15 protein-coding genes and 1 pseudogene are annotated in these 12,864 nt (G+C 57.9%); 4 read left to right on the top strand and 12 right to left on the bottom strand.

Annotated features, from left to right (window positions below; translation table 11 throughout):
* Positions 1-12: 12 nt before the first annotated feature.
* The 7 genes from PYR71_RS03640 to PYR71_RS03610 all read right to left on the bottom strand — a co-directional run bounded on the left by PYR71_RS03640 (position 13) and on the right by PYR71_RS03610 (position 5,459).
* Complete coding sequence (locus PYR71_RS03640) at positions 13-387, bottom strand: MarR family winged helix-turn-helix transcriptional regulator (protein WP_275618253.1); 375 nt, start codon at positions 385-387, stop codon at positions 13-15.
* A gap of 364 nt (positions 388-751) precedes the next feature.
* On the bottom strand, positions 752-1,057 hold the full coding sequence (locus PYR71_RS03635) for a hypothetical protein (protein ID WP_275618252.1): 306 nt from the start codon (positions 1,055-1,057) through the stop codon (positions 752-754).
* A 70-nt stretch (positions 1,058-1,127) separates the two neighbouring features.
* The gene (locus tag PYR71_RS03630; protein WP_275618251.1) at positions 1,128-1,667 is read right to left on the bottom strand and encodes a virion core protein, T7 gp14 family; all 540 of its coding nucleotides are present in this window, start codon (positions 1,665-1,667) and stop codon (positions 1,128-1,130) included.
* Entirely contained in the window at positions 1,657-2,046 is a 390-nt protein-coding gene (locus PYR71_RS03625; protein ID WP_275618250.1) for a BRO-N domain-containing protein, read from the bottom strand. Before PYR71_RS03625 ends, PYR71_RS03630 begins: the two co-directional genes overlap by 11 nt.
* A 1,004-nt stretch (positions 2,047-3,050) precedes the next feature.
* Positions 3,051-3,248, bottom strand: a complete 198-nt coding sequence (locus PYR71_RS03620) for a hypothetical protein (RefSeq protein WP_275618249.1) — start codon at positions 3,246-3,248, stop codon at positions 3,051-3,053.
* A gap of 715 nt (positions 3,249-3,963) precedes the next feature.
* Entirely contained in the window at positions 3,964-4,995 is a 1,032-nt protein-coding gene (locus PYR71_RS03615; protein ID WP_275618248.1) for an IS110 family RNA-guided transposase, read from the bottom strand.
* Between the two features lie 206 nt (positions 4,996-5,201).
* Entirely contained in the window at positions 5,202-5,459 is a 258-nt protein-coding gene (locus PYR71_RS03610; protein WP_275618247.1) for a ribbon-helix-helix domain-containing protein, read from the bottom strand.
* A 231-nt stretch (positions 5,460-5,690) separates the two neighbouring features.
* On the opposite strand from PYR71_RS03610, the gene PYR71_RS03605 reads away from it, so the two are divergent.
* Positions 5,691-5,948, top strand: a complete 258-nt coding sequence (locus PYR71_RS03605) for an AbrB/MazE/SpoVT family DNA-binding domain-containing protein (RefSeq protein WP_275618246.1) — start codon at positions 5,691-5,693, stop codon at positions 5,946-5,948.
* Positions 5,949-6,099: 151 nt separating this feature from the next.
* Here the strand turns inward: PYR71_RS03605 and PYR71_RS03600 are convergent, their stop codons facing one another.
* Together PYR71_RS03600 and PYR71_RS03595 are read right to left on the bottom strand one after the other, a co-directional pair.
* Positions 6,100-6,366 (bottom strand): type II toxin-antitoxin system Phd/YefM family antitoxin, encoded by a 267-nt coding sequence (locus PYR71_RS03600; protein WP_275618245.1) that lies wholly within the window; start codon positions 6,364-6,366, stop codon positions 6,100-6,102.
* 39 nt (positions 6,367-6,405) lie between these two features.
* On the bottom strand, positions 6,406-6,603 hold the full coding sequence (locus tag PYR71_RS03595; RefSeq protein ID WP_275618244.1) for a hypothetical protein: 198 nt from the start codon (positions 6,601-6,603) through the stop codon (positions 6,406-6,408).
* A 528-nt stretch (positions 6,604-7,131) separates the two neighbouring features.
* Here PYR71_RS03595 and PYR71_RS03590 point away from each other — a divergent pair.
* Positions 7,132-7,449: a Rap1a family protein gene (locus PYR71_RS03590; RefSeq protein ID WP_275618243.1), complete on the top strand. Its 318-nt coding sequence runs from the start codon at positions 7,132-7,134 to the stop codon at positions 7,447-7,449.
* Positions 7,450-7,535: 86 nt separating this feature from the next.
* Here PYR71_RS03590 and PYR71_RS03585 read toward each other — a convergent pair whose 3' ends face one another.
* A complete protein-coding gene (locus PYR71_RS03585) occupies positions 7,536-9,080 on the bottom strand; it encodes a recombinase family protein (protein WP_275618242.1) in 1,545 nt (514 codons plus the stop codon).
* A gap of 48 nt (positions 9,081-9,128) precedes the next feature.
* Here PYR71_RS03585 and PYR71_RS03580 point away from each other — a divergent pair.
* Both PYR71_RS03580 and PYR71_RS03575 read left to right on the top strand, forming a co-directional pair.
* Positions 9,129-10,031: pseudogene (locus PYR71_RS03580) on the top strand (YifB family Mg chelatase-like AAA ATPase); the annotation flags it as partial.
* A 417-nt stretch (positions 10,032-10,448) separates the two neighbouring features.
* Entirely contained in the window at positions 10,449-10,844 is a 396-nt protein-coding gene (locus PYR71_RS03575) for a hypothetical protein (RefSeq protein ID WP_275618241.1), read from the top strand.
* 187 nt (positions 10,845-11,031) lie between these two features.
* Here PYR71_RS03575 and cysK read toward each other — a convergent pair whose 3' ends face one another.
* The gene (gene cysK / locus PYR71_RS03570) at positions 11,032-11,994 is read right to left on the bottom strand and encodes a cysteine synthase A (RefSeq protein WP_275618240.1); all 963 of its coding nucleotides are present in this window, start codon (positions 11,992-11,994) and stop codon (positions 11,032-11,034) included.
* Positions 11,995-12,136: 142 nt separating this feature from the next.
* Entirely contained in the window at positions 12,137-12,754 is a 618-nt protein-coding gene (locus PYR71_RS03565) for a LysE family translocator (RefSeq protein WP_275618239.1), read from the bottom strand.
* Between the last annotated feature and the right edge of the window lie 110 nt (positions 12,755-12,864).

Here is a 12,864-nt window from a genome sequence, read left to right as displayed (position 1 = left end):
ATCAAGGTACACTCAAATGATACCACCATCGTGTGCCTGCCCCAGAGCCGCAACTCGATTGGCCAGAGCGATACCCGCAGGAGTCAACCGGAGTCCTACCTGCCGCGCGTCGAAAGGGTCACGCAGTTGGGCAATCAAACCGAGCCCAGGCTTGCCATGCCTGTTTACATCCCCCAGGGCCATTACGTTTCGCGAGACACCTGCCTGACTGGTTCCCATTAATTTCAGCAATTCCCTTTGTGAAATACCGGGCTTCATCGCGATGATGAGGAAGATGGAAATCGTCTGCATCGGAACGTCGGGGAAGAGTTCGCGTAGCTTTTCTATGAACCGGAAAACTTTGATGAGAATCGGCCGAGGATCGTCCGCGACGGTAGGTGTATTCATCTGTGGTTCCCTGATGTGGGTTTGGTATCAGGAGCTTCAACAGGTCGGTTGAAGCCCACCGCGACAGGCACAACAGCCAAGTCATCAGTCGGTTTGAATCGTATCGAGGGAGCGAATCAGCTGCAATAACTCTTTGGAATCGGACGACAATTTTTAAATGACGGCAGCGACCGGCCTGTGGAATTGTGTGGACAGAGGGGCAGCGGGGGGAACTGCCGGTTCCCTATATCTGATCTGACCTCAGAAATTTTTGTTGCAGATATTTCGCCCCTCGGCCTGCCCCTGGATAACCCGATGACCATGAATGATGGCTGGTGTGAGGGTAAGGCAGGCCGAGGAGGAAGTGCGTTTCCCCAATGTCTCCTTAGTGCTTATTCTGGTTCGTGGCGGCTTCGGCTCTGAGACAGGCTGCACCCTCTTCAGTGATCAGCGCGACGGGGCCGAAGGTGTTGCCTCGGTCGTGAACCAAAGAGTCGGTGAATGAGACGCCAAGGGCTGCAAGCGTCGACCTGAAGTCGCCGTCTTCGTCGGCCTGAAGGCCTGCGTATTCGGCTATGTCCTTGGCAAGGAAATGGGAGGTGTCTTCTATCTCCACGAAACGGAGACGCATGGGCGGGATGGCCTCATCGTGTGAGACAATAAACATGGCATTGATGCGGGGATGTTCCATAGATTACTCGTTGCTGTGGTGAGCTGCGGTTGAGTTGAAAAAGCTATCCGACCTTGTCGGGTTGGTGAGGTCAGCGGCGAGCGAGAGCCTCTCGCTGCAGCTTCTTGTCGTATTGGTCGAGGCCTTCGCCCACGATCCTGAGGCCGGCATCGAAGAAGGACGGCTTGGCTGCCCGCTGAACCGAGTTGATCCGGTCTTCAGCATTGGAGCGGATGCCCTTCATTTCGTTGTTAAGCTGGTTCAGGGTCCATTCGGCGTTCTGATCGACGCGGTCGTTCGCTTGCGCCGCACGGCCATCGAACTCGGCCAGGAGGGCATCGACGGACAGGCCTGACACACCAGCCTCGCCGGCTGCCACGGTCGCGGTCGCCTTGGCCTCGCGGGCCTCTTTGAGGTTGTCCGCGTGTTCGGCGCCAGCTTTCTCTTGCTCCTGCAGCATGCGCTGCTGGGTCTGGAACATCTGGTCGCGGGCATTCTGGTTGGCCCGGGCAGCGTTATCCCGGTAAAGCTTATTCTGTTCTTCCGCAGCGCTAACCTGCCCTTGGTACTGGACCATGGAGGTCGCTGCGCCGATGGCAAGCCCAATCGCGGAAATGGGGTCAACACACATCAGAAGCCCCCTTGCAGTCCGACACCTGGGCGCTGAGCGACGACAGAACCGACCAAGCGCTGGCCACGCTGTGCAGCGCCAGCCAGAGCAGCTTATCGAGCCCGCTTTCGGAAATGATCAGCACCGCTGGCGCTCCTCGGGAAACGCTGGGCAGACGGGCAAGGGTCTTCTCGCTTTCGGGGATTCCCCTGACGTAATTTGCAGCACCGTGGCGCGGGTTGTAGACGCCTACTGCCTTGCAGACATCAGCGGCGACAAACCAAGGCCGTCCGTCGACCATGGCAAAGCGTATCGGGGTGGATTGGTGGGATAGGGTTTGGATATCGTTCAACGGCAGGGGTGTGCCGCGGCCGCTTTTAGCGGACGGTTCGTTGTGCATGTTCAGCTCTTGTGGGTTTGTGGTGGTCGTGTGTGATCAGCGCGGCATTGGGGAAGACCGGCCCTCTCGTCGGCAGGACAATGCGACAAGAGGACCGATGGCCACCACAGCCACGAGAACGAGAGACCACGGCCATGAATTCAGCCGTGGGTCAGCGCACTCTCGGGTGTCGAGGGTCCATTTGATGGACTGTGCGCGTGTTTGTCGGGAGGTTCGGGCGTCCCTTATAGGTTCACCTTAAGGTCTTCCTTAGGGATGGTTTTGGTGGATGAAGGTTCTGTCCACCTCTATCCATGATAAAGATCATTCGGAGAGAGACCTCTTTTTCATCAGTCCCCTCTCCTCATCCTTTATTCTTGGTCTTCCCCTTCCGGGGCTTTCCTTAAGGGAGGGGTAATTGAACAGGTGGTCTCCCCTCCGGAGTTTTCCTTAAGTGGGTGGTAATTGGATATGTGGTTTCCCTCTGTTTTCCTACCACGTTGACCAAGAACCTTTGCCGACCACGGTTGTCATCTAGACCGCAGAAATGAGCCCGAAGTCGGTATCAATGTCAGAACGAGATAATGATTTCACCTATCTGTCTGCTCCTTAAAAGGACTGCGTGATGGCCCGGCTCTGCACCCTCGGCCAAGTTGAACTTTAAAAGCTTCCCCGTCTGGCTCAAGTTTATGTTCGACGGGCGATATGAGATGAAACAGTTCTTCATCCCGCAGGAGACAATCGGACGAACTGAGTCGTCGTCGTAGCGGCGTAATGAAAGATTGATGTCAGGTAGCCTGTGGTTAGCCAATTGGCACGGGTACTCCGCGCAAGCCATCTCGCCATAAATTGGCTCTTGATGGTCGATGAGGATAGCGTACCGAAACATTCTACTGGGTACGGACTCCTCGGCGAGAGCGCCGCCTCCGATAAAGCCTAAGACCGCGCAGAGTAAAGTCAGGTTGCGAAGCATAAGTAGTGGCCGCCCCGCAGAAGCTCCACGGGGCTGCCGATGATGTCTGCTGTCAGACGGCGCCCGCGTTGCTCTCGCCGGCCCGCGTCTCGCGGCGATTGAGGGAAATGGCCAAATAGCACCGGCCGATCCAGAACTGATGATCGCTGCCTTCACTAAGGCGGTCATAGAAGCGGTCGAGGATGCGCCTCTCTTCGATCTCGAAGTACGCCTCGAACCACCGTGTCCGTTTGAAGTACCGCATTTTCATGGTGTTGCACTATGCCCCAGTTGTTCTTTGTCCCGAACGGAACGACACCGTTAGACTCCCCGCCCGAACTGTCGTCAAGAGAAAAAGAACGTTTAATTTCAAGCCTTTAATCCACTGGTGCATTGATCGAGACAGGAAGGGGCTACTATCAATGTGTTAGCGGTGGCACCGGTGGATTGGTCGATGAGAAGATTCTTTAGGTGGCTTCCTCTCAACAGCCGTCGTAATTTTTGTTGCCACTGGCGGTGATCGTGTAGGTCCCACCTCTCGGGCCAACGAAGCACTGATCTGAGCTTCGGGTGGTTGCGATTCTGCGCATAGGCGTCGAGGGTTTTGAATTGTGTCTTGCTGCACTGGCGCGCAAAGTTTGCCCGAACGTTTTCAATCCATGCGCCGTTTCACTGAACATCATCGCAATGTCCTCCTGCTAATCAGCCTGCATCGTGGTGAGCGGGCCGCCCAGCTCTCGCCGGACGACCCGCGGTGCGGGATTATATGGAGCGGCTACAGCTATGACCCGACACCGATATCGGTCTAGTCGTCACGCTTTTCAGACGCTGACCCTACCATTCTACGGCAAGTAGGTGGCAATTATGTTCGACGCACTCTGATGGTGTGCGAATCCACGCCCAGCCTATCCTACTTGGAACTTGTCATGCCGCCGCTGACGGCTCCCGCACCTATTGTGTCCCGCTAAGACTCTTTGGTTAGAAATTTAACTTCCTGCTAATTCCGCAGGCGCCTGGTAAATTCCGCCCTTTGCAAGCAACGCCCAGACAACTCTCGCAGTTTTGTTAGCGAGCGCGATGACGGCAACTTTAAGGGGGCGTCTGTCTATAAGCCGCCGCAGCCACGCGGAGCGCGTTCCAAATCGCCGAGCCGCGATAATCACACCCATAGCCCCAACATAGAGTAAGGAGCGCAGCTCAGCGTTTCCCATTCTGGAAATGCTCCCCTGTCGTCGCGTTTCGCCGCTTGAATTTTGCCTGGGGGTTAAACCGAGCCACGCGGAAAACTGGCGAGCTGATTTGAAGGAGCGAGGATCAGGCACGTGCGCTTTAATTGCAGATGCTGTCAGCGCTCTAATCCCCGGAATTGACGCCAGTCGGCGAATATCCTCGTCCTGCTTTGCGTGGTCTGCGATCTGTTCGTCCATGCGCTGGATTCGTGCTGTTAGCGTCTCGATCTCCGCTAGTATCTCGTCGAGCAGGAGACGCGCCGGCGCCGGAAGGCGAGGGTCGCCTCGTTCTGGAAGAGCAGCGACGAGTTTGCGGAAGTTCGCAATACCCTTGTCTGCAACGAGGCCGAACTCAGCCATATAGCCCCGTAGCGCGTTGACCGCGTTTACTCTCTGGCGGACAAAGAAGGTTCGCGTGTGCAAAACCATTGCTGCCGCTTGTTGCGCTGCCGTCTTCACCGGAACGGGGCGAATATCAGCGTGTTTCATTGCTTTGCTTATGGCTATGGCGTCGGTCGCATCTGTTTTCCCACGGATGACAAACGGCTTCACATACTGTGCCGGCAGTATTCTGACCTCATGCCCTAAAGCGCTGATCTCTCTCGCCCAGTAGTGAGCACTTCCGCACGCCTCCATTCCCACGATGCAAGGAGGAAGTTTCTCGAAAAACGGAAGCACCTCACCGCGGCGAAGTTTCCGATTGAACACCGTGTACCCTTGTGCGTCCGCGCCGTGGGCCTGGAATACCTGCTTGGCGAGGTCCAATCCGATAGTTGCGATTTCACTCATGCGTGTTCTCCTGCTGATGTTGCGGCAGGAATATGTGCTCACGTCATGTACGCTATGTGACCGACCATGTGGCGGGCCTTAACGACACAGGCCCGTGCATGGCTCGAAATGTGAGGTCAGGTGAGCGACTCAAAAGGCGTCATCGAGAGCACGGTCACAGAATGCCAAGCTTCGATATCAACTGCGTGGGCAAGGAGCAGAGAGCCCTAGCGCAGGTTTTTATCGAGGTCCGCATTGATGGCGTCCAAAGTGGACAGGTCCAACGTCTCTCCACCCCGAAATTCGTCTTCCGCGCGCAGTAGCGACCGCACCGCATAGCGACGGTCTTCTTCTCGTTCGATGTCTTCACGAATGAGCGCACGAACATATTCGCTCGGCGTCTTGTACCGACTGTTCCCGTTGGCGCGCATTTTGACGAAGTCGAGCAGTTCATCTGGCAAGCTAACATGCAGGCTGCCGGTCATATAACACCCCTGACCTCGGAAAGATTGCTCAGCATCGAACGCGGAAGTCAATATGTGCGGCTGCTCGTCGCCTCTACCTGAGCCGTGTGGAAACCGGTCGCGGATCGAAAAACATTCTATTGCAGTTAAGCTCGGTTCGACTGTGGGAAGGACGCCATTACTGTAAATGCTGTAAATGCTGCGAACCAGAGTTACTTCTTGGTGACCTCGGCCTGAAATTGGAGATTTCCGATGCCTTCCCTCACCGTTACAATGAAAGGGCAAATCACGCTGAGACGGGATTTGTTGACGCACCTTGGCGTCAGTCCGGGGGAGAAAATCGAAGTGGAAAAGCTTCCGGGCGGCGAACTGCGGATGAGGGCCGCTCGGCCAACTGGTACCATCGATGATTTCATCGGGCGGCATGCTGGCAAGACGAAAGAGCCGTTGACCATTGAAGAGATGAACGAAATCGCGGCCTCGGGCTGGGCTGGCGAGAGTGAGGCCTAGAACTGTCGGGCCTGGTCAATAGAATTGGATGGGACGGAAATTAGAAGTCAGCAGGCCGGTAATTAGGACGCAGCACCTCGAATAGAAGCCACAATAGCCTGCGGCAGCGCCGCGTACATGGACTGCTCTGGAGCCCATATCGAGCGGCAAGTCACTCTCCATCGTCCACCGCCTTCAGGACGTCTGCGGGCAGGAAGTCGAAATCGTGGGATGTTCTGATCTTGCCACGGAGAGCGCCAGGCTTGCGCACTTCTGCGTCGGCTGACGGAGGGCCGATTTCGGCGACAGCCCTGTGATGCTCCATCAGGACAAACCTGTGCCCTTCTTCGACCTGCTTCAGGAACGACGTCAGGTTTGTCGCAAACTCCTGCACGCCGACACGGCGGGGAGATGATTTCGGTTGCCGCGTTTCAGGCACGGCGAAGCTCCGTTTCAGTGGGAGATGGGTGTACAGAACTCACGTGTCGTCATCTTCCATGTCAGCGATGTCTTCGGCCAACGCCGCAGCGTGTTCGGACAGAATGGCAGCCACATTGTCGAGAAGCATCGCTAGGTCGGAGTCGCTGTCGAAAAGCTGTTCCTGCTTTGCCTTCAGCTTTCCAATATAGAAATTGTGGATATGCAGTGAACCGGTCATCTGCGCGAGAGTTGGCATGCTGATGCTCCATTTCGGGTTCACACGTCGGTGCCAACAAAGAATAGCGTGGCTCAGGCACTCGCATCAACATCGCCGTCTGGCAAGAATAACGATCTCGCCGTAGTCGCAACGAAAGGGGCCGCAGCGTCAATCACTGCGACCCCCGTTCTCACCCTCTAGCGAAGGGGCGGTGAGGCTCCTTACGGCTCACTGGGAATGAGCTGCAGAGCGGACGCTAGTCGTGCATGAGCCAACCTGCAAGGTGTCTATTTCGGCTGCATTTGTGGATTGCTGTGGAGGACGCCAATCGGCTGATGGCTACGCCAATTGCCAACTGTTTTCTAAGTCGTAGTGGATAACAGGACGCTGAATGAATAGGCTTGGACTTGCTGCACGATTTTATGCAGCAAGCCATTTAGGGTAGCCGCAAGAGACAAGCCAATCCTGATCCACTCACCGCACGGCAAGGGCCTAAAAATAGGCGATCGCGCATCTCGCCAAAATACAACCACGCGTGTAAGTTCTCAAAATTATCGCGGAGCCCATATGAAATTAATCTCAGCTCTTGCCCTCTGTATTGCGATCCCAACCTCAGGCTTCGCTATGAGCGGAGCTGAACTACTTCAATCAGACCGCGAGTTCGCGTCAGGATACGTATTTGGTGTCACTGAAATGCGAATTGGCCTTGTGAATGAGAACGACCCATCGAGAGAGCGCATCCACAAGTGCGTCATCGAAAGTCGAGCTAACAGCAAGACCCTCCTTGAAGTATCAAGAGAATACCTGAAGCGCCATCCACAAGACCTTTCGATACCAGCGTTCGGCGTGGTGATGAATGCGCTCGTTGATATGTGCCCGCCGTAACAAGCCAAATAATGCTCGCCTCTGGGGACATGTGACGGGCGAAAGATCGCGTCGCCATAAGCTTGGGTCACAAGCATAACAGCGGGTCACGCCTCCTGCGGTGTCCCATAAACGATCCCTGTCTGCTCCCGCTCGGCGTGCTTCCAATGAAACCATAGCTGGCCGTCTCGGTAGTCAACCACGACCTTCGAGAACAACTGTCGCATGGTCCCGTTGATTTTCGCCGCATCGCGTTCTTCGTCCTGTGCCTTCCCCACCAACTCCCTCACGGTGTTCTGCACTCGGTTCGTCAGGCTGTCGGCTATCAATCCCTCGACCCCTTCGAGCCTCTTCGTGATCTCGTCTCGCTCATGCTCCATCTTCCTGAGACGGTCGAGCAGCGCTTTGGAATGCCCCGCACGTGCCACGGCCTCGACCAACCGCTCGATTTCTTCGAGGATCACGTCATGATGGACAATCAGTTCCTCCCACTTCGCCTGTAGCCCCTCGGTCGGCGATGGCAACCCGCCCAACAACTCTTCGACATGGTGAACGATAGCGTGTTCGACGTTCTCCATTCGAACCTGCTTATAATCGCAACCAGCCCCTACCTTGGCCCGCGAGCAGACCAAGTAAGGCTTCCCCTGCTTGGTGCCTGAACCCTTGTTGACGCGGGTCATCGTGGTGTCACAGAGGGGGCACCGAGCGAGACCGGCTAAGATGTTCGCTACAGGCGCACGTGTTGACGTTGGTCGGGCGCGAATCATCGAGGTAACACGCTCGAAAGCCTCGCGTTCAATAATCGCAGGGAAGTAGCCTTCGATAATGTCAGTCGGAATGCGGACCTTCTTGCCGTTAATCCTCTCGGCACGGTGTGGCGTGAAGTTCCCGATAACGGCATGGTCTGCCAGCATCTTGTTGATGTATGAGCGCTGCCACATCTGCCCTCGACCAAATACCGGGACGCCTTCTCGGTTCAGTCTCTGGGCGATCCCATGTTGCCCAATGCCGTCCAGCGTCTGAGTGAAGATACGGCGGACTATATCGGCACGCTCGGGGATGACATCGAAGCCGCTACGGTCGGCATTCAGTCGCAGCCAGCCGGGGCACAGCGCGGTCAGTGGTTTGTTGTCAGCCTTGGCCTTGTCCCGCTTGTTCGCCCATGCCGCTCCTACCCTTCGCCCCTTCTTGGCGCTCTCTTCGTGGGCACGTGATGCCACCAGAAGAGCCACCATGAGGGCCAGCGGGTCTTCATCGAGCGTCTCTTCGGTGTACTCCCGGCCATCGTCGAGCGTGACGACTGTGATCCCGGCCTCACAGATGCGCTCCAAGACCTTCACAGCCCTCCTCGGCTTCTGACGGCTGAGGCGGTCAAGGCTCTCAACGAGGAGATAGGAGCCTCTCTGGATGTCGCCGTGATGGACAGCTTCGAGGAATTCACCGAGGCGTCCTGTTTCCTCGTTAGCGCCCGTGAAGGCGGACACACCGAGGTCACGAAAGGTGAGCTTATCGTCGAGGTCCAGACGGTGCAGAGCGGCATAGCGAACCGCTGCTTCAGTCTGTCGGCGGAGGCTGTCACCCCGTTCCTGTTCGGGGGTCGAGAAGCGGATGTAACTATAGGCCTTGGGCTTGATCGTGGTCAGGTCGTTCATAGTCACGCACATATCACAAAAGCCTTTGTTCGCGTAAGGTCTTTTGCACATAACATGCTGATGGTCGGCCCTCCCGGCTCCGGCAAGTCGATGCTGGCGGCACGGCTGCCGTCGATCCTGCCGCCGCTTTCGGCGGCCGAACTGCTTGAAGTCTCGATGGTCCATTCGATCGCCGGTGAGCTCTCCGGCGGCAAGCTGTCCGACCGCCGGCCCTTCCGCACCCCGCATCATTCCGCCACCATGGCGGCGCTTGTCGGCGGCGGCCTGCGCGCCCGCCCGGGCGAAGCCTCGCTTGCCCATCACGGCGTGCTCTTCCTCGACGAATTTCCCGAATTCACGCCGCAGGCGCTCGATGCGCTGCGCCAGCCGCTCGAAGGCGGCGAATGCGTCATTGCCCGCGCCAATCACCGCGTCTCCTATCCGGCGAAATTCCAGCTGATCGCCGCAATGAACCCCTGTCGCTGCGGCATGGCCGGCGAACCCGGCCATACTTGCGCCCGCGGCCCTCGCTGCATGAGCGACTACCAGGCCCGCATCTCCGGCCCGCTGATGGACCGCATTGATATCCGCATCGACGTGCCGGCCGTCTCCGCCGCCGATCTTATCCGGCCGATGGCCGCTGAGGCGAGCGCCGACGTCGCCCGCCGCGTCTCCCGCGCCCGCGAACGCCAGCAAGAGCGCTTCGAGGCGGCCGGCGCCAAAGGCATCGGCACCAATGCCCGCTGCTCCACCGCGATGATCGAGAAACTCGCCGAGCCCGATGCTGGCGGCCTGCAGCTCCTGCGCGACGCCGCCGAAAAAATGAAATTCTCCGCCCGCGGCTACCACCGCGTCCTCAAGGTCGCCCGCACGCTGGCCGATCTCGACGACAAACCGACCGTCGGCCGCCTGCATCTTGCCGAGGCGATTTCTTACCGCATTGCTGGCGAGAGATTGACGGCGGCGGCCTAAAAAGAAGGGGCGGGTGCGTGCAGATCTTTTGAAGTATTAGTTGCCAGGCCGTCCAGCGATCTGCCGATCGCGCTCGCTAGTGCCTGTCAGCGACATCGCCGCTGATGCGCTGCCCGATTTTGAGATTATGTCGCCGTTGGCGAATCCCGGCTCAGCTATTGATCGCTGCCATTGCGGCGGGCTGCCGGCCGCGAACGCTCTTGGCAGGGGGATGTGACGTATACGGCGCCGAAGCTGCCTGGACGCCGATTTGAGCATCCCACTGAGTTGCTTATCCGTTAGGGGTAAGGGCCTCTCGTCACTTCGTCGCTCTTTACAATATTAGCTTCCGCTGAAAAATTTCAGGAAGGATGTCGGTCCGTTCCGACATAGTCGATCGGAGGTGACGGATGAGAAAGCCTGTTGCCGGGAATGCCCATGAGTAATGAATACCCGGGCTCAAACGCCAACCCCTTGGAAGTGCTTGATTTGGCGAATGCCTACTGTAGCGCTTCCGAACTTCTGTTCAGCGAGGGTGAGAAGCACGTTGCACTAGCCATTGCCCCGGCTCGAATGTGCGCCATTCACGCTATCGAACTCTACTTAAATGCCTTCCTGCGCCATGAGGGCGTTGCTCCGGAGGAAATACGAAAACGGATGCACAACCTCGTTGAGCCAATGTTTGTCGCTAAACTCAAACTGAGAAAAAAGACCGCCCTGCATCTAGAGGCAATGACTGCAAAGCGTGAGTACCTCATCTCGCGATATTCTCCGAAGCAGGCGAGAGAGCACACTGACCTGAATCGTTTGCTGCGACGCTGGCGGAAGTCATGAAGAAGGTTGGCAAAAATTTGCATTCAACGAGCTCAGGTGGGACATCGACCATCGTTATTAAGGACTACCACAGAACTTTCGTCCCACTTCGATTGGGATCAGGTGACGGCACTAGAGAAAGGGCGCCGAAGCGCCCCGATATTCTGCAGGATAGATTGCCGGCGGAAAGGTCCGGCCACAGCCACCTTTAGCTCCCCAGCCCCTCAAACAATGCCGTCGAGAGATAGCGCTCCGCAAAGGATGGAATGATCACCACGATGTTCTTGCCGGCATTCTCCGGACGGCTGCCGACCTTGATCGCTGCGGTCAGTGCCGCACCCGAGGAGATGCCGACCGGCACGCCTTCGAGCCGGGCGACCAGGCGAGCCTGTTCAAAGGCCTCGTCGTTGGTGACGGTGACGACCTCGTCGTAGATGCCGGTGTCGAGGATCTTCGGGGCGAAGCCGGCGCCGATGCCCTGGATTTTGTGCGGGCCGGGATTGCCGCCGGAGAGAATGGGGGAATCGGCGGGCTCGACGGCGATGATCTGGATGTCGGGCTTATGGCTTTTCAGCACCTGGCCGACGCCGGTGATGGTGCCGCCGGTGCCGATGCCGGAGACGAGAATGTCGACAGTGCCGTCGGTGTCGTTCCAGATTTCCTCGGCCGTTGTCTTGCGGTGGATTTCAGGATTGGCGGGGTTTTCGAACTGCTGCGGAATGATGGCGTCGGGAAGCGATTCCGCCAGCTCCTCCGCCTTGGCGATCGCGCCCTTCATGCCCTTGGCGCCCTCGGTCAGCACCAGCTCGGCGCCGAGCAGCGCCAACATCTTGCGGCGCTCGACCGACATGGTTTCAGGCATGGTGAGGATCAGTCGATAACCCTTGGCGGCGGCGGCAAAGGCGAGCGCGATGCCGGTGTTGCCGGAGGTCGGCTCGATCAGCACGGACTTGCCGGGGGTGATCCTGCCCTGCGCTTCCAGGCTTTCGATCATCGCCACGCCGATGCGGTCCTTGACCGATGCGATCGGGTTGAAGAATTCGAGCTTGCCGATCAGGTTGGCCACCACCCCCTTTTCCCGCGCCAGCTTGTCGAAGCGCACGAGCGGCGTGTCGCCAATAGTCTCGGTGATCGAGGAATAGATGCGGCCGCGGCCGGGCTTGTGCGACATGGATGCCTCCCTTTGGACTTGGTCCCTGAAATCGAAAGGAGAATAGGGGCAAAGGCCGAATGAGGCCAGCCCGCGCTGATGCCGGCAGAGCCGGACACGAAGAAAAAAAGCTTTGAAAACCGCTTCTTGGCGGATGTTTGTTTCAGGCCGCCCGCGTGGCGATGAAGGCGGCGGTGCCCGCCAGGATGCCGGCAGCAACCCGGTTCAGCGCTTGCAGGGCGCGCGGCTGTTTCAGCATCGTGCGGGCCCGCGAGGCGAGCAGCATATAGGGTACGAGCACGGCAATCAGCACGACGAAGGTGACGGCGAGCAGCAGCGCATAGTCACGCAAGCCGATATTGCCAATATCGATCAGCGTCGGCGCCAGCGCGACATAGAACAGCATGGTCTTCGGATTGCCGAGCGTCACCAGCAGGCCGGAGAAGAAGGACAGGCCGATATTGCTGGATTTCTTCGCCGTGATGTCCTGCGGCAGCAGCCCCGCCGTCCAGAGCTTCCAGGCGATATAGGCGAGATAAAGGGCGCCTGCGATCTTGATGATGAGGAAGACTTCGGTGAAGGTCTGTGCCACGAAGGCAAGGCCGAGAATGACCGCGGTGAGATAGGTCATGTCGCCGAGCACCAGGCCGAGACCCATGAAGAAGGTCTCGCGGAAATTCGAGCCGAGCGCGCGGGCGACGATGGCGGTAATCCCGGGTCCGGGAATGGCTGCTGCAATGAACAGCGCTCCGGCATAGGCAAGCAAGGCGGCAAGGCTCATGTGTGGCTCCTCTTTCCCACTGTTCTATATCCGCCAACCCTTCCCATCAATCGGTCGGCGTTGATGGGTCCATCACCAGAAGAAATGCCTGCCGCCGTGTACCTGCCCGC

Origin of the sequence: Rhizobium mulingense, assembly GCF_029194105.1 — a bacterium.
Classification (GTDB): domain Bacteria; phylum Pseudomonadota; class Alphaproteobacteria; order Rhizobiales; family Rhizobiaceae; genus Rhizobium; species Rhizobium mulingense.
Note: the sequence above shows the minus strand (reverse complement) of the source record. Positions and strands in the feature narration are given on the sequence as shown.